This is a genomic window from Xanthobacter sp. BG11Y11_SDJG, from assembly GCF_057364445.1.
In genome coordinates this window covers 23,055-38,080 of record NZ_JBNFNU010000006.1, presented here as the reverse complement: position 1 = coordinate 38,080, position 15,026 = coordinate 23,055, and the positions used below count along the sequence as shown (strand labels likewise).

Annotated in this window: 17 protein-coding genes, 1 tRNA gene and 3 pseudogenes; 15 read left to right on the top strand and 6 right to left on the bottom strand. The window is 70.2% G+C overall.

Annotation, left to right across the window (positions count from 1 at the left end; translation table 11 throughout):
• Positions 1-149, bottom strand: a pseudogene (locus AC2W7M_RS02035) (helix-turn-helix domain-containing protein); the annotation flags it as partial.
• Between the two features lie 97 nt (positions 150-246).
• Between AC2W7M_RS02035 and AC2W7M_RS02030 the strand changes: the two are divergent.
• The 3 genes and pseudogenes from AC2W7M_RS02030 (at position 247) to AC2W7M_RS02020 (ending at position 3,661) form a co-directional block, all read left to right on the top strand.
• Positions 247-993: pseudogene (locus AC2W7M_RS02030) on the top strand (sulfite exporter TauE/SafE family protein).
• 150 nt (positions 994-1,143) lie between these two features.
• Complete coding sequence (locus AC2W7M_RS02025) at positions 1,144-1,854, top strand: hypothetical protein (RefSeq protein ID WP_486129662.1); 711 nt, start codon at positions 1,144-1,146, stop codon at positions 1,852-1,854.
• A 115-nt stretch (positions 1,855-1,969) separates the two neighbouring features.
• A complete protein-coding gene (locus AC2W7M_RS02020; protein ID WP_486129660.1) occupies positions 1,970-3,661 on the top strand; it encodes an AsmA family protein in 1,692 nt (563 codons plus the stop codon).
• A 153-nt stretch (positions 3,662-3,814) separates the two neighbouring features.
• Here AC2W7M_RS02020 and AC2W7M_RS02015 read toward each other — a convergent pair.
• Positions 3,815-3,901 (bottom strand) — tRNA-Leu (locus tag AC2W7M_RS02015).
• Positions 3,902-4,163: 262 nt separating this feature from the next.
• Between AC2W7M_RS02015 and AC2W7M_RS02010 the strand changes: the two genes are divergently transcribed.
• The 6 genes from AC2W7M_RS02010 to AC2W7M_RS01985 all read left to right on the top strand — a co-directional run bounded on the left by AC2W7M_RS02010 (position 4,164) and on the right by AC2W7M_RS01985 (position 10,114).
• On the top strand, positions 4,164-5,174 hold the full coding sequence (locus tag AC2W7M_RS02010; protein ID WP_486129658.1) for an ABC transporter substrate-binding protein: 1,011 nt from the start codon (positions 4,164-4,166) through the stop codon (positions 5,172-5,174).
• Between the two features lie 13 nt (positions 5,175-5,187).
• Positions 5,188-5,901, top strand: coding sequence for a GNAT family protein (locus tag AC2W7M_RS02005; protein ID WP_486129656.1), 714 nt, complete (start codon positions 5,188-5,190; stop codon positions 5,899-5,901).
• Positions 5,898-7,049: an alanine racemase gene (locus AC2W7M_RS02000; protein ID WP_486129655.1), complete on the top strand. Its 1,152-nt coding sequence runs from the start codon at positions 5,898-5,900 to the stop codon at positions 7,047-7,049. Before AC2W7M_RS02005 ends, AC2W7M_RS02000 begins: the two co-directional genes overlap by 4 nt.
• 303 nt (positions 7,050-7,352) lie before the next feature.
• Complete coding sequence (locus AC2W7M_RS01995; protein ID WP_486129653.1) at positions 7,353-8,627, top strand: PAS domain-containing protein; 1,275 nt, start codon at positions 7,353-7,355, stop codon at positions 8,625-8,627.
• Positions 8,549-9,121, top strand: coding sequence for a diguanylate cyclase domain-containing protein (locus AC2W7M_RS01990; protein WP_486129651.1), 573 nt, complete (start codon positions 8,549-8,551; stop codon positions 9,119-9,121). Before AC2W7M_RS01995 ends, AC2W7M_RS01990 begins: the two co-directional genes overlap by 79 nt.
• A gap of 123 nt (positions 9,122-9,244) precedes the next feature.
• Positions 9,245-10,114, top strand: a complete 870-nt coding sequence (locus AC2W7M_RS01985) for a MurR/RpiR family transcriptional regulator (RefSeq protein WP_486129650.1) — start codon at positions 9,245-9,247, stop codon at positions 10,112-10,114.
• A 220-nt stretch (positions 10,115-10,334) separates the two neighbouring features.
• Here AC2W7M_RS01985 and AC2W7M_RS01980 read toward each other — a convergent pair whose 3' ends face one another.
• Genes AC2W7M_RS01980 through AC2W7M_RS01970 form a run of 3 tightly spaced genes read right to left on the bottom strand, consistent with a single transcriptional unit; the run spans position 10,335 to position 11,166 of the window.
• Entirely contained in the window at positions 10,335-10,514 is a 180-nt protein-coding gene (locus tag AC2W7M_RS01980; protein WP_486129648.1) for an HAD-IA family hydrolase, read from the bottom strand.
• On the bottom strand, positions 10,439-10,981 hold the full coding sequence (locus AC2W7M_RS01975) for an HAD family hydrolase (RefSeq protein ID WP_486129646.1): 543 nt from the start codon (positions 10,979-10,981) through the stop codon (positions 10,439-10,441). Before AC2W7M_RS01975 ends, AC2W7M_RS01980 begins: the two co-directional genes overlap by 76 nt.
• Positions 10,978-11,166 (bottom strand): hypothetical protein, encoded by a 189-nt coding sequence (locus AC2W7M_RS01970; RefSeq protein ID WP_486129644.1) that lies wholly within the window; start codon positions 11,164-11,166, stop codon positions 10,978-10,980. The genes AC2W7M_RS01975 and AC2W7M_RS01970 overlap by 4 nt, the downstream gene beginning before the upstream one ends.
• 304 nt (positions 11,167-11,470) lie before the next feature.
• Here AC2W7M_RS01970 and AC2W7M_RS01965 point away from each other — a divergent pair, with 304 nt between their 5' ends.
• The 6 genes and pseudogenes from AC2W7M_RS01965 (at position 11,471) to AC2W7M_RS01940 (ending at position 13,982) form a co-directional block, all read left to right on the top strand.
• Positions 11,471-12,022, top strand: a complete 552-nt coding sequence (locus AC2W7M_RS01965; RefSeq protein WP_486129642.1) for a PhnD/SsuA/transferrin family substrate-binding protein — start codon at positions 11,471-11,473, stop codon at positions 12,020-12,022.
• Positions 11,959-12,276 carry a PhnD/SsuA/transferrin family substrate-binding protein gene (locus AC2W7M_RS01960; protein WP_486129640.1) on the top strand — a complete coding sequence of 106 codons (318 nt, stop codon included), beginning with the start codon at positions 11,959-11,961 and terminating at the stop codon, positions 12,274-12,276. Before AC2W7M_RS01965 ends, AC2W7M_RS01960 begins: the two co-directional genes overlap by 64 nt.
• Positions 12,277-12,348: 72 nt before the next feature.
• On the top strand, positions 12,349-12,825 hold the full coding sequence (locus tag AC2W7M_RS01955; RefSeq protein WP_486129638.1) for a PhnE/PtxC family ABC transporter permease: 477 nt from the start codon (positions 12,349-12,351) through the stop codon (positions 12,823-12,825).
• A complete protein-coding gene (locus AC2W7M_RS01950; protein ID WP_486129636.1) occupies positions 12,762-13,181 on the top strand; it encodes a PhnE/PtxC family ABC transporter permease in 420 nt (139 codons plus the stop codon). The genes AC2W7M_RS01955 and AC2W7M_RS01950 overlap by 64 nt, the downstream gene beginning before the upstream one ends.
• Positions 13,178-13,492: pseudogene (locus tag AC2W7M_RS01945) on the top strand (ATP-binding cassette domain-containing protein); the annotation flags it as partial. The gene AC2W7M_RS01950 and the pseudogene AC2W7M_RS01945, both read left to right, overlap by 4 nt.
• A gap of 52 nt (positions 13,493-13,544) precedes the next feature.
• Complete coding sequence (locus AC2W7M_RS01940; protein ID WP_486129634.1) at positions 13,545-13,982, top strand: phosphonate ABC transporter ATP-binding protein; 438 nt, start codon at positions 13,545-13,547, stop codon at positions 13,980-13,982.
• A gap of 222 nt (positions 13,983-14,204) precedes the next feature.
• Here the strand turns inward: AC2W7M_RS01940 and AC2W7M_RS01935 are convergent, their stop codons facing one another.
• Positions 14,205-14,798: a helix-turn-helix domain-containing protein gene (locus AC2W7M_RS01935; protein ID WP_486129633.1), complete on the bottom strand. Its 594-nt coding sequence runs from the start codon at positions 14,796-14,798 to the stop codon at positions 14,205-14,207.
• Positions 14,799-15,026: the final 228 nt, after the last annotated feature.

Sequence of the window (15,026 nt, the reverse complement as noted above, 5' to 3'; positions counted from 1 at the left end):
GGAGCGCCACCGCGCCGTCCGCCTCCATGTCGCGCAGCCGCTCGCTGGCCGCCGGCAGCGAGAGGCCCGGCCGCCGCCGCGCCGTGAGTGATGCTGCCCGCATCCACCACCGCGAGAAACAGGCGCAGGTCGGCGAGATCGAAGCGCATCTCGCCAGCATAGAGCACCGGCTGCCTTCGGGCTAGCCGAAGGCAGCGCGCGGGTCATCCGCATTGCGCCGGCCTGCCGGGGGCGTATCGCAGAGCCATGACCGAGCATCCCGCCGCCATGATCGCCGCCATCACGCTGACCTTCTTCGTCGCCGGGCTGGCGAAAGGCGTCACCGGCATGGGCCTGCCCACGGTGGCCATGGGGGTGCTGGGCGCCTGCTCTCGCCGCTCGCGGCGGCCGGCCTGCTGCTCGTGCCCTCCTTCGTCACCAATGTGTGGCAGCTGGCGGCAGGACCAAGCTTCGGCGCGCTCGCCCGCCGGCTCTGGCCGATGATGGCGGCGATCGTCGCGGGCACGGTGATCGGCGCGCCTCTGGCCGAGGGCGGGCGCGGCGCCACCACCGCCGCGCTGGGCTGGGGCGCTTGTGGCCTATGCGCTCTATACACTCCTGGCGCGCCAGCTTGCGGTGCCACGGCGGTTGGAACGGCTGCTGTCGCCGATGATCGGTGCCGCGACCGGCCTCGTGACGGGCGCAACCGGCGTGTTCGTCATCCCGGCCGTGCCCTATCTGCAGGCGCTGGGACTGGCGAAGGACGATCTGGTGCAGGCGCTCGGCCTGTCGTTCACCGTCTCCACCCTGGCGCTGGCGATCGGGCTCGGCACCCGCGGCGCGGTGGCGGTGGATACGATCGCCCTCTCCGTCGCCGCGGTGCTGCCGGCGCTCGCCGGCATGTGGGCCGGCCAGAGGCTGCGCGCGCGGATCAGCCCGTCCGCCTTCCGCCGCTTCTTCCTGATCGCCCTGCTGCTGCTCGGGCTCGAGATGGCGCTGCGGCCGCTTTTCTGACCCACCGCACAGGGTCCTGGGGTCACAGGAAACGCAGCGCTTGCCGCGGTGCGACGGCGTGTGCCAGTCCTATGGCGGCAGCGGCGATGTCACGCGACGGGGACCGGGCCGGCAGCGGAGGACGGGATGAGGCGCTTTGCCCTGCGCGTGTTGGCGACCGCCGTGGCGCTTGTGGTGTCGGTTTTCCTGGCGATCGTCCTCCTTGCCTATCTGCCCCAGGCGGACGAGCTGCGCCGGTCGGCGGCCGAGCAGGCGCTGTCCCAGCTTTGGGGCGAGCCGGTCAGCATCCGCGGGGCGGTGACCGCCGAGCTCTGGCCGCGCGCCAAGATCAACGTCGCTGGCGTCACCGCCCAGGGTGCCCACGGCGCCCGTGCCCAGGTCGATCAGCTCGGATTCTCAGTCTCGCGCTATGATCGCCTGATCCAGGGCACCCTGCGCTACGGGCTCGACGTCGCAGGCGCGCAGTTCGACATTCCGATCGCCGGCACCGCGGATGCCCGGCCGGGCTCGCTGCTGGCGTCGCCGATCTACATCCTGTCCCTGCTTCCCCACCTCACCGTGCGCGATACCGAGATCCGCCTGGGGGATGCCGAGACGGGCTGGATTTTCGCGCTCAAGGTGGCGGACCTGAAGAACGCCGTCGAAGACGGGCGCAACGTGCTCGCGGCCGAGGCGTGCTCAACGACCAGCCTCTCACCCTCGGCTTCGCATTCGACCTGTCCGTCGAAAAGGAAGAGGGCAGCCTGCCCTATGGCGCGCAAATTAGCCTGGCCTCGTCCGGCGCCGGCGGCGGGCTCACGGGGCGGCTGGATATCCGCGCGCCCACGGTCCACTTCGATCACGGCCTGGTGGTGGACGTGAGCGCCGAGGCCTCCAGCATCGCCCAGGCGCTGCGGCTTGCCGCCATCGCGCCCTCCATCGACGGAACCGGCACGCTCCGCGCCCCACCTTGGCGGCCGCGCGGGGCCGCCTCGCCATGTCCGGCCTCGATCTCAAGCTGGCCCTCGCCAGCGGGGAGCACGTCGCCGTCACCGGCAGCGCTGCCGATCTCGTGACCCTCGACGGCGCCGATCTGAAGGTGGTCGCCGACCTTGATACGGGCGCCCCCTCGGCCGTGTCCTTGCGGAGCATCGTCGTCACCCGCCTGACCGGGGCGTTCGCAAGCGGCCCCGACGGCATGATGCTGGACGACATCCTCATCGAGACCAACGCCTTCGACCAGAACCTGCGCGAGATCGGTCCCGTCAAGGTGCGCTCGGTGGAGCGCGACCCCGAGGGGCACGTGGCGTTCAAGGGAATCTCGGCGGTGGCCGGTCCGCCCGAGCGTCCCCTCGCGAAGCTGACGGGCAACGTGAACGATGTCCTCGGCCTCAGCGGCGTGGACCTGTCAGGCAGCGTCGACATTCCTGTGTCGAGCGTGCTGGAGCTGCCGGAGGATAGCGGGAGCAAGCTCGGCCGCTTCGTCGGCAGCCTCTCTGTGTCCGATGCCGACGGCGGCCTGGGGGTCGATGCCTTCACGGTCCGCATCGACGGCAGCGAGCTGATCGAGGCAAACCTCGGCCTGGTGCTCGACAATCTGGCCAAGCCCAACATCGCGACCTCGATCGCGGTCGATTCCCTCGTGAAGATTCCGAACTATGCCGCGCTCGCCGCGGCGCTCGGCGACACGTCCGATTTCAAGGGCCTGGTGAAGTTCGAGGGCCGGCTGAGCGGCAACACGGACGAGCTCACCATGGACGGCCGCACCGACATCGGCCGCACCCAGATCAAGGGCGCGCTCACGAGCCTCGGCGCACCGGGCGGACGGTCCATGGTGAAGGGCTCGATCAGTTCGCCGCTGGTGCATGGCGACGAGATGCTGAAATTCCTCCGCCCGGAAACGCCGCGGCCGCGCAAGGGCTTCTCCGTGAAGGGCGCGCGGGCGCCGCAGGGCGGCAGCCAGATCGACCTCCTCGCGACCACCGATGCGGACATCGCCATCTCCGCCGCCCGACTGGAAGGCGGCGGCGACAGCGCCACCGGCATTGAGGCGCATGTGACGGCGAACAACGGCGCGCTCCGCGTCTCCCCGCTGCGCATCCACTATCGCGGCGGCACCATGTCGGCGGTGGTCGAGAGCGAAGGCCGGTCGCTTCTGCGTGCCAAGGGCAGCGGCGAGGGCTGGCCGCTCTCCTCCGTGCTCGGGCAAAACGCCAGCATTTCCGTGACCGGGACCCTGCATCTCGCCTTCGACCTCACGGCGCAGATGGGGGCCCATGACCTGCTGGGCACGCTCGGCGGCACGCTCACCGCCCGGGTCGGCCGCGGCAAGCTCGGAACCGGCCTGCTCGATCTCGCCGGCGTCGGCCTGTTCGCCGGCCTCTTCACCTCGTCGGTGTACAAGGGCGAGAGCGCCCTGCGCTGCGCGAAGGTGCCGCTGCTGTTCCACAGGGGCGTCGGCCACACCCATCCCCTGATCGTGGTGCGGACGGAGAACGTCCAGGCCCTGGCGAATGGCACGGTGGACCTCGCGCACAACCGCATCGATCTGCGCGTGGTGCCGCGGCCTTTGAATGCGCTCAACGGCGATGCCGGCCACAGCTTCACGGTCAAGGGGCCGCTCTCCCATCCGGCGATCGCGCTCGCCTCCGGGGGAGCCGACCTGCGCGGCAATTACGGCTGCGATTGAAGCGCCGGGTCGGAATCGGTGGGAAAATGCCGCAGGCGTCGCGGCGCCAGGTTAGCCGCCAGGTCCGTAGCCGACGCTGGCCGATCCCCATGGCCGTCCATTGTCGTGCGCCGTGACGCCGTCGAACGCGCGCGGGGGCCGGGCGTGTCCGATTGGTGCGGGCGGTCGGACTCGAACCGACATATCCGTGAGGACGGCGGATTTTGAGTCCGCTGCGTCTACCAGTTCCGCCACGCCCGCAGCGCCTCGACCCTATACCGGGCCGACCCAGGCGAAGCAACACGCGCGGCGCGGCCGCCTTTTGCCGTGAGCCGGCGCCCGCGCCGGAGGGCGTTTTCCGGCGCACCCGCGCAAGCGTGATCGCGGCCGCACGGCGGCGGGCGCCGATGGAGTTTCGTGCTACCTCCACGCAATATTTCGCTATGGCGGCGCAGGCCGGCTTCGCGCTATCTGTGGCGAAGCATTTGGCCGCTTCGGCGGCGAGACATGAAGGCGAAGCGTTGTGATCGACCGGCGAACCCTCCTCTCCCTCGGCATCGGCGCGGGAACGGCGAGCCTTATCGGCCTTCATGCCGCGCGCGCCCAGGACCGGCCGTTCCGGATCCTGATGATCACCTTCCGCGGCGAGACCGACGTGGAGCGCGGCTTCCGCGACTTCCTCACCGCCAACGAGATCAAGACCGAGATCATCGCCCGCGACGTCAACGGCGATGCCCGCCGGGTGCCGGAGATGATCGCCGATCTCGCCACCCTGAAGCCGGACCTGATCTACACCTGGGGCACGCCGGTGACTCTGGGCGTGGTCGGGCCTTACGATTCCTCCGATCCGCGCTACGTGCGCGACATCCCGGTGGTGTTTGCGCTGGTGGCGGCGCCGGTGCGGGCGAAGATCGCCCCGGATTTCGCCTCCTCGGGCCGCAATGTGACCGGCGCGGTCCATGTGGTGCCCACCGACGTGCACATGCGCGCCATGCAGGCCTACAAGCCGTTCAAGACCGTTGGCGTGCTCTACTCCACCACGGAGCAGAACTCGCGTGTCATCGTCGACGAGGTGAAGAGCGTGTGCGCCGGCATGGGTGCGAACGTAATGGCCATGCCGTTCAAGCTCGACGGCGCCGGGCGTCCCACCGCCGATGGCGTGGAGGACATGATCCGCAAGATGCGCACCGACGGCGTGGACTGGCTCTATCTGCTGCCGGACACCTTCCTCGGCACGATCTATGACCGGGTCACGCCCACGGCGCTCGAGAATTCCATCCCCACCTTCGCCGCCGCCGAGCGCGGCGTGCGCGAGGGCGGCGCGCTGGTGGGCCTCGTGAGCCGCTATTATTCCGTCGGCCAGCTCGCCGCCGCCAAGGCGGTGGAGATCCTGGTGCAGCATCGCGCGCCCAAGGACATCCCCATCGAGACGCTGAAGCGCTTTGCGCTCATCATCAACATGCAGGTGGCGCGCAAGCTGCAGATCTACCCGCCGATCACCATGCTGAACTACGCCGAGATCGTCACCAACTGATCCCGGTCGCCCGATGTCCCACGCGCAGTCCCTGAGCTGGCGGCCGCTCGGCCCGCCGGACCTCCCCGTCATCGAGGCGCTGCACCGCCGCGCCATCGGCGCCGCGGGTCCGGACGTGGTGAAGCCGGAGGGGCCGGACTTCTTTCCCGGCATTCTCGGCGGGCGCGGCCGCGCCATCGGCGCGTTCGAGGACGGGCAGCTCATCGCCTACGGCATCCTGCAGCACGTCTTGCCGCAGTCGGACGACCCGCGGCCCCTCCTCGGCCTGCCCGACACGATGCTGCGCGTGAAGCTCGCCGGGGCGTCGGTGGCGCCGGAGGCGCGCGGGCGCGGCCTTCAGCGCGCGCTGATCGCGGAGCGGGTCAACCTGGCGCAGGCGGCGTTCAAGGACACGCCCATGCTGCTGTACGCCACGGCGGCGCCCGCCAATGTCGCGAGCTGGAGCAACCTCCTGGCCGCGCAATTCACGGTGCGTGCCGTGAAGCTGTATTACGGCGGTTATCCCCGATACGTCATGGTGCACGAGCGCGTCGGGCATGAGCGCGTCGGGACGGACGGGGACGGCGACGAGGTCTGTCTCGATCCGGCCGATCTGGAGACGCAACGCCAGTTGCTGGCGCAGGGGTGGAGGGGGACGAAGATGGTGCGCGACCACGGGGGCGTTCGGATCGCCTATGCCGCTCCCCGGCCTGCGCCGAGCGCCGCACCCGCCGCCGTGCGGCCATGAACACGCTCGGCCTTCCGGCAGACCGCTGCGCCCTGGTGGTCGATATGGCGGCGATCCGCGCCAACTGGCGCGCCGTGCGCCAATCCTTCACCGGGTCCGGCGTCGGTGCGGTGGTGAAGCAGGACGCCTACGGCCTCGGCATCGCCGAGGTGGTGCCGCTGCTCTCCGATCTCGGCTGCCGCGATTTCTGGGTCGCCGACCTCTCGGAAGCACAGGACGTGCGGCGCGCAACGCCGAGCGGGCGCATCTTCGTGCTGCACGGGCTGGCCGGCGGCGCGCCGCGCGACTATCGGGGGCTGGGCGCCATTCCCGTTCTCCTGGACATCAGCGAGGTCGAAGGCCTGGCCCGCGCGGCAACGGATACGCCCGCGGCCTGCGCGATCCATCTCGACACCGGGCTGAACCGGCTCGGCCTCGGCCTTGCCGACCTGCGGCGCCTCGCGCAGGCGCCGGACCTCCTCGGCCGGCTCCAGATCGCCGCCTATGTGACGCACTTGGCGCACTTCTCCGACCCGGGGGCGCGCCAGAACCGGTGGCAATGGCGGCGCTTTTCCGCCTGGACGCAGCACCTGCCGCCGGCGCCTCGCAGCTTCTGCGCGTCTTCGGGCGTGTTCGGGCCGAAGGAGCGCCACGGCGACCTCGCCCGGGTCGGCAGCGCGCTCTACGGGGTCGAGACCACGCCGTCGCGCCCGCAGCCCATCGTCGCCGCCGCGACCCTCACCGCGCCGATCCTGCGCGTGCACCACGTGGCGGCGGGGCGCGAAGTGGGCTATTCCGGCGCCTACCGCACGCCCACGGCGCGCCGCCTCGCCGAGCTTGGCATCGGCTATGGCGACGGCGTGCCGTACCGCTTCCATGGCGATGCCTACGTGCTCATCGGCGGCCACCGCGCGCCCGTGGTGTCCACCAGCGCCATGAGCCTCATGAGCGTCGACGTCACCGGCATCCCGGAGCACGCCGTGCGTCCCGGCATGCGCGCCGTTCTGTTCGGACCCGACCTGCCGGTGGACCAGATCGCCGCCGCAGCCGGCATCGCCCCCAACGTGGTGCATGTGTGCGCCGGACGCTCGGCGCCGCGCTTCTATCTGCCGTGCCCGGACGACGCCGGCGCCCCGATGCGCTGCGCACCGACCGCGCGCCCCACGTGATCTGAGACGTGATCTGAGACGTGATCTGAGCGCGCCGCCGATTCGCCGGGTGGTCGGCCAGGATCGACGTCTGCTGCCCCCGCAGGGCCGGCTCCCGGGGTGGCGCGCGGCATCCTGTTCCGGAAAATCGACGGGCTGATGCCGCCGATTACCACTGAGAATCCGCCATTTCCGCAGAATTTGCGCAATCGAAAGCGGTACGCTAACACAGACCCGCACAACTTAAGAGCGTCCACATGGCGCAACGCCAATAGGTGTTCGGGATGGGCGTAAGCTCCGGCTTCGCGCGCGCGATCATCGCCTATGCCGCCTTCCTGGTGTGCCTGGGCGCATACGGGATCTATCTCGAAGCTCCGGTCGCGCGGCCTGCTGCTGGCCCTCGGCACTCTGACGGTCGTCCTGGCGATCCGCGGCGCGCGCCAGCACCGCGCCTTGGTCGAGCAGGAGGCGCTGTATCATTCCCTGTTCGAGCAGAACCACTCGGTCAAGCTGATCATCGAGCCCGGCAGCGGCCGCATCCTCGCCGCTAACGGGGCCGCCGCACATCTCTACGGCTACGGCAGCGACCAGCTCGCGACGATGAACATCGCCGAGATCAACCAGTTGCCGCGCGAGGAGATCAGCCGCCTCCTGAACGCCGCCGGCGACGGCGAGAGCCCGCGCTTCGTCGCGCCGCACCGGCTCGCCTCGGGCGAAATCCGCATGGTGGAGGTCTATTCCGGCCCGGTGGTGTTCAAGGGCAAGCCGGCGCTCTATTCCATCGTCCACGACATCAACGACGCCGTGAACCTGGAACGGGCGCTGCGCGCCAGCGAGGAGCGTTACCGCACTGTCTTCGAGGTGGTCCCTGCCGGCCTGATCCTGGTGGACGAGAGGGGCGACATCGTCGCCTGGAACGCGTGCGCCGTGGCCATGCTCGGCTCGGACCCCGCCTCGCTCGTCAATCGTACCGAGCCCCTGTTCGATCGCAACGGTCGCCTTGTGCCCCGCGCGGCGCGCCCCAGCAGCCGGTGCCGCGACGAGGACATCCGCGACGAGGTGTATTTTACCCTGGGTCCCGGTGGCGCGCGGGTGTGGATCAATGTGAACAGCCGGCGCATCATTTCGCCGGGCGAAAGCCATGCCAGCGGGGCCATCATCACCTTCTCCGACATCACGCAGAGCATCCTGCGCGAGGAATTCCTTCTCGTGAGCCAAAGGGTGTTCGACGCCTCGGGCGAGGGCATCGTGGTGCTCGACCCCGCCGGACGGGTGGTGCGGGCGAATGCGGCGTTCGAGCAGATCACCGGCCTTGCCGCCGCCGAGGCCCTGGGCCGGCCGGCCGAACAGATCCTGGACCAGCGCGCCGATGCGGGCGCGATCGCGGCGATCCGCCAGAGCCTTGCCGAAACCCGGCGCTGGGAGGGCGAGATCACCGTGCGGCGCGAGGATGGCAGCCCGCTGGTGCTGCGGGCCGTCATCAGCGCCATCGATTCGCCGGCCGGCACGCCGGCCGGCACGTGGCCCTGCTGTCCGACGTCACGGTGCGCAAGCGGCAGGAGGAGGAGACCTGGCGCCGCGCCAATTTCGACGCCCTGACGGGACTGCCCAACCGCACGCTGCTGGCGGAGCGCATCCGCCAGGCGCTCATCCTGACCCGCCGCCGCAATGTCTGCGTCGGCGTGCTGTTCCTCGACCTCGACCGGTTCAAGGCGGTGAACGACCGCTGGGGCCATGCAGCGGGCGACGAATTGCTGCGCCACGTGGCGCTGCGCATCTGCGAGACCATCCGCGCCGAGGACACGGTGGCGCGCATCGGCGGCGACGAGTTCGTGGTGCTGCTGCCCATGGTTCGCGGCGAGTCGGAGGCTGGCGAGGTGGCGGCGAAGATCCTCGGCGCCCTGCGCCGCCCCTTCAGGCTTGCCGCCGGCGAAGCGAACATCGCCGCCTGCATCGGCGTCGCCGTCTCAAGCGAGGGCGACCTCGACGCGGAGGCCCTGATCGGCCGCGCGGACGCGGCCATGTATCGCGGCAAGGCGAATGGCCGGGACCAGGTGAACATGTTCTCGGCGCAGGATGGCGCGCTCGCCTGAGGCGCCCCGCGTCCCCCTGCCCCGCCATCTGCACCGCAGGCGCAGGTATGCTAGATCAGGCGCTTGCGCGTTCAGGTGCCAGGTCCGCGGCGCCCGCGTGGCGCCGACCTGATGGAAGGGTTCATGTCGCAGCTGGAATTCCCGCTCGCCCGCCTCAAGGCGATGCTCGACGACCTGCCGCCGACCGCGCGGCGCATCGCCGGCTTCATGGTGGAACATCCCGAGCGGGTGCCGGCGATGTCGGCGAGCGACATCGCCGCCGCGGTCCAGGCCAGCGAGGGCTCGGTGATCGGCCTGTGCCAGCAGGTCGGCGCCCGCGGCTTCGCCGAACTGAAGATTGCCGTGGCGAAGGAGATCGCCACCTCCCGCGCGCTTCTGCACGAGGCCATCACGCCGGGCGACAGCACGGCGGACGTGGTGGCGAAGTTCACCGCAAGCCACGCGGTGGCGCTGGAAGACACCGCCAAGGTGCTGGACGTGGACGCCATCGACCGCGCCGCCGCGCTGATGGCCAAGGCGAAGCGGATCGAGTTCTACGGCATCGGCACCGCCGCGCCGATCGCCGAGGATGCCGCCTACCGGTTCCTCAGGCTCGGGCTCGACACCAAGGCGGTGACGGATTCCCACGGCCAGGCGGTCAGCGCCGCCTTCACCGGCCCGCAGGTGGCCACCCTGACCATCTCGCATTCCGGACGCACGCACGAGACGCTGGAGGCGACGCGCCTCGCCCGCGAGGCGGGCGCGCGGACCATCTGCATCACCAATTTCGGCAAGTCGCCCCTGCAGCATTATTGCGAGGTGGTTCTGTTCACGGCGGCCCAGGAGACCAAGTACCGCATGGAGGCGCTCTCCAGCCGCATCGCCGAACTGTTCGTGATCGACGTGCTGTACGCCCGTCTCGCGCTGGCGCGCTGGGAACGCTCGCTCGCGGCGATCCAGAAATCCTACGATGTGATCGCCACCAAGCGCCTCTCGCCGGGAACGGAGAAGTAGCCGACCGGCGCAGGCATCCGTCCCGCCCCTTTGCCCCGCACCTCGCCCGCCGCCCGCTCTTGACCTCCGTCCTTCCCCGCCGTCGCCCTCCGGCGTGACCGGAGGGCCCATGGACCGACCGCCTGGCGGGGCGACAGCGCAATGGATGTGCTCCGATCAAGCCGAAGCATGACGGTGCGCGGGGGGATCGGCTCTGAAAACCGGCGACGGTCGTTTCCCCTCACCCGAGCAGCGCGCGCAGGGGAAGGTGCGCGCCGAGGAGGATGTGGGGAATGCCGAGGCGGCGGGCACCGGCGCCATCGGTTTCGGGGTTGTCGCCGACCATCACCACCTCTGACGCCGCAAGGCCGAGACGGGCAAGGGCGGCGTGGAAGAGATCCGGCTCGGGCTTGCCAAACACCCGCTGCGGCGCGCGCCCGCGGCGGCGGAGATGGCGGCAGCGAGGGCCCCGGTCTCCGGCACGAGGCGCCCATCGGCGCCCGGATGGGAGGTGTCGGGGTTCGCCACCACGAATTCGGCGCCGGCGCGCACGGCGTTGGCGGCCCGCTCCAGGGCCGCATAGTCGAACGCCGGCGTGCGCGCCACCAGCACCACCTCGGGACGCTCGTCGGTCACATGGAGCCCCAGGTCCCGCGCGTGGCCGACGAGGGGAGCCGAGGCGATCATCATGGCGCGCCCCCCGGGCCGGAGCGCCGCCACCGCGCGCACCGCCTCGATGCCGGCGAGCACCATCCGCTCCGGTGGAACGTGGAGCCCCGCTTGGGCCAGGCGCAGCGAGAGGGCATCCGCGGAATCCGACGAGTTGTTGGACAGGATCACGGCGCGCGGACCGCAGGCGGCAAGCACCTCGCAGGCGCCGTCGATCACCTCGTCGGTGCGGATGAGGTGCCGTCCAGGTCGAACAGGATGCCGCGGGCGGCGCCGAGCACCGCACGCGCTTCCTCGGCATCGCGCGCCAGGAGCGGCGCAGGCGCCTTGCCGGCGGCCCGGACGTCGCGCGGCGCGGTGTCCGCCATGGGCGCGGGGCGGGTCGATCGGGAATGCAGCGTCATCATGTCCTCGCTCGGGCATCCTCAGTATCAAGACGCTCGAAGTGAGGAAAGCTCAATTTGCCGGGGACGCGGCGCGTGCGTCGCACAATCTTTGAGCTTTCCTCAATGTCACCGTGATGTCACTGAGTATCGATAAATCCAGCCGCGTTCCAGGCCGTGTCCGCCCGCGGCCGATCGCTCCCAGCCGGAGCGGCCCCCGAAGCCCGTCGCCGTTGCTCACACTGACCAGGAGAGTGACCCATGATCCCGTCGCCGCACCTTCCTCATCGGCGCCGCCGCCGGCGTCCTCGCCGCGCCGGCCGTCGTGCGCGCCCAGTCCGTCACCCGCAAGACCATCAAGGTGGCGCTCGCTCCCTCCCAGCCCACCCAGCAGGAAACCCGCAAGGTGTGGGAGCCGCTGTACCGCATGGTGTGCGAGCGCATCGGCGCCGACCTTGCGCTCACCGTCGCCAATGACTGGGCCGGCGTCTCGGTCGCCATCGGCTCGGAGAATGCCGACCTCGCCCAGCTTGGCCCGTGGGGCTACGTGCTGGCCAAGAATTCCTCCGGCACGCGGGTGATCAACGTGATGCTGGTGGAGGGCAAGCCCACCTATCACGGCCTCATCGTCGCCCGCCCGGACCTGAAGCTGGAGAAGTTCCCGCAGGACGCCAAGGGCATGTCCATGCAGATGCTGGACACCGGCTCCACCACCGGCTGGATGGTGCCGACCCACTATTTCCGCTCCCAGGGCATCGAGCCGAAGACCTTCTTCGGCAAGTATGCCGAGGGCGCCTCGGCCGCGGCGCGCAGATGGCCACCATCAACGGCCAGGTGGACCTCGCCACCGGCTGGGACATCCACCGCAACACCATGATCCGCAACGGCCTGATGAAGGCGGATTCCAACAAGATCGTCTGGCAGTCGGTGCCGCTGCCGAACGAGCCGGTGGTGGTGCGCAAGAGCATGGACGAGGAGACCGCCATGGCGCTCCAGGCCGCCTTCAACAGCCTCACCGCCGAGGAGCTGAAGGTGCTGCCCTGGCCCTATACCGGCTACCGCACCACCACCCACGAGCCCTATGTGGTGCTGGAGGTGATGGGCCGCGACCTCGGCGTGCTGAAGAGCTGAGCGCCAACCCACGCCAACCGGCGGCCGGGGGCGGCATCGCCCTCGGCCGCATTGCTATTGGGAGCCACAGCCATGTGGGACATCGAGCGCGTGCCGCCCGCCCGGGATCGCGCGGGACACTATGTGGAGACCCCGCTGCGCCTCGGCTCGCCGGCGGTGCTGGCGCGGATCGCGCTCGCCGCCGTGCTGCTCCTCCTGTTCTGGGGCTGCGTCCGCCTCTCGGAGGTGGACCCGGCGGCCTTCATCGCCGGCATTCCGCGCCTGCTCATGTGGGCGGCCAAGGCCTGGCCGCCTTATCTCGCGGACCTCGACGTCTATTGGCTGCGCGCCGCCGAGACGGTGGCCATCGCCACGGTCGCGACAGTGGTCGCGACCCTTGTCGCCTTCCCGCTCTCCATCTTCATCGCCCACAACACGTCGCCCTCGCCCTGGCTCGCCGCGCCGGTGCGGATGCTGGTGAATTCGTTCCGCGGGTGGACACCATCGTGTTCGCGCTGCTGTTCGTGGCGGCGGTGGGGCTCGGGCCGTTCGCGGGCGTGCTCGGCATGATCGTCCATTCGCTGGGCGTCATCGCTAAGCTCAACAGCGAGGCCATCGAGACGGTGCCGAAGGCGCCGCTGGAGGCCGCCGCCATGACCGGGGCGAACCGCACCAAGATCGTCTCCTATGCGCTGCTGCCCTCGGTGCTGCCGAACCTCACCTCGGTCTCGCTCTATGTGTGGGAGGCGAACGTGCGCACCTCCACCATCCTCGGCATCGTCGGGGCGGGCGGCATCGGCATCGAGATCAAGGCCGCCATCGACCTGCTCGACTTCCCCAAGCTGCTGACGGTGACGGTGATCATGCTCATCATGGTGACGATCATCGACCAGTTCAGCGCCTGGCTGCGCCGGAGGCTGGTATGACGCTCATCACCCCCGCCGCCGGGATGACGGCCGCCGCCGCGGCGCCCGCATTGCGGCTCGACGCCATCACCAAGAGCTTCGGCAGCGCGGTCGCGCTCGATCGGGTCAGCTTCGCCATCGCCCCCGGCGAGGTGGTGGCGCTGCTGGGGCCGAGCGGCGCCGGCAAGTCCACCATCTTCCGCTGCATCTCGCGCCTCGCCGAGGTGGATGCCGGCACCGTGACCGTGCTCGGCCGCGACATCGGCGCCCTCGACCGAAGGGCGCTGCGCGAGCATCGCGGCGCCATCGGCCTGATCTTCCAGCAGTTCAACCTGATCGCGCGCATGAACGCGATCGACAACACGCTGGCCGCGGCTCGGCCAGGTGCCCACCTGGCGCGCGGTCACGCGCTGCTTCTCGCGCGAGGACCGGCAGATCGCGCTCGCCGCGCTCGACCGGGTCGGGCTGCTGGAGAAGGCCTATCAGCGGGCGGACAGCCTGTCCGGCGGGCAGCAGCAGCGCGTCGCCATCGCCCGCGTGCTCGCCCAAAGAAGCCGCCTCGTGCTCGCCGACGAGCCGGTGGCGAGCCTCGATCCGGCCTCCGCCGCCAACGTCCTGACGGTGCTGAGGGACATCGCCCGCGAGCGCGGCATCGCCGTGCTCTGCGCGCTGCACCAGACCGACCTCGCCTGCCGCTATGCCGACCGCATCGTCGCCATGCGCAAGGGGCGCCTGGTGCTGGACGCCCCGGCGGCCACGGTGAGCGCCGACCAGCTGGACGCCATCTATTACGACGGCGATGGCGCGCCTCGACGATCCTAGAGGGTGGTGGGAATTGCAGCCCCGCAAGCGACGCGACCGCTCGCTCCGTCATGCCCCGGCTTGTCCGGGGCATCCACCTCGTCGCTTGCGCGATGGTTCAAAATCCAGGCCGCAGGCGGGCGGCTGCGTGGATCCCCCGGACAAGCCGGGGGATGACGCTCGATCTGGGGTCGAGGTCCTGCGCAAGAGGCTGCGGCGCTCAGCCTGCGCCGCGGGTTCGACTCAGGGCCCGTAGACCGAGATCAGCACGCAGCTGTTGTCCGCGAGCCGGCGCACCTGGTGGCGCAGCGGGCCGGGGAACTGGATGGAATCCCCGGTCTCCAGCACCAGCACCTTCTCGGCGAAGCGCACCTCCACCGTGCCGGCGACCACGAACAGCACCTCCTCGCCGCGGTGCGCCGCCTCGGGCTCGTTGGCGAACTCGGCCGGCGGATACATCAGGAACACTTCGAGGCCGGAACTGCCGGTGCTCTTGGTGAGGATCTCCATGTGGTAGTTGCCGTCGTCGGCGGTCAGTTCGTGGCGGTCGCCGGCGCGGGTGACGAAGATCGGCTCCTCGCGCTCGGCCGCGCCGAACAATTGTGCCGCCGAGACCTCCAGCGCCGTGGAGATGCGCAGAACGATGGCGACCGACGGCACCTTGAGGCCGCGCTCCACGCGCGAGAGATAGCCCTTGTCCACCGCCGCCGCGAGCGCGAGCTGGGACAAAGAGATCCCGCGCTCGACGCGCAGGGCGCGGATGGCGCGGCCGAGGCTGACGCCGGCCGGCAGCGGCATGCTGTGGGGGGGATCGAGCGTCACCATCGGATCAAGCAACTCCTGACGGCCCTGGGCAAGGTCGAAATCTGGGCAACCCTGCCGCGATCGGGGGCGCCATGGGAAAGCACCAAAAAAGCAGCAACCACAGGCAAACTCTTCCCCCACTTTGGAGTGATTGCAAGGGCGTCGTAGCCTCATAACCAACGTTGATGCTTGGACAACGGTTCACGGGAGCCGTTGCGGCCGCTCGCTCCTCACTCTTGGCACGTCCTTTGCCTGTAAGGG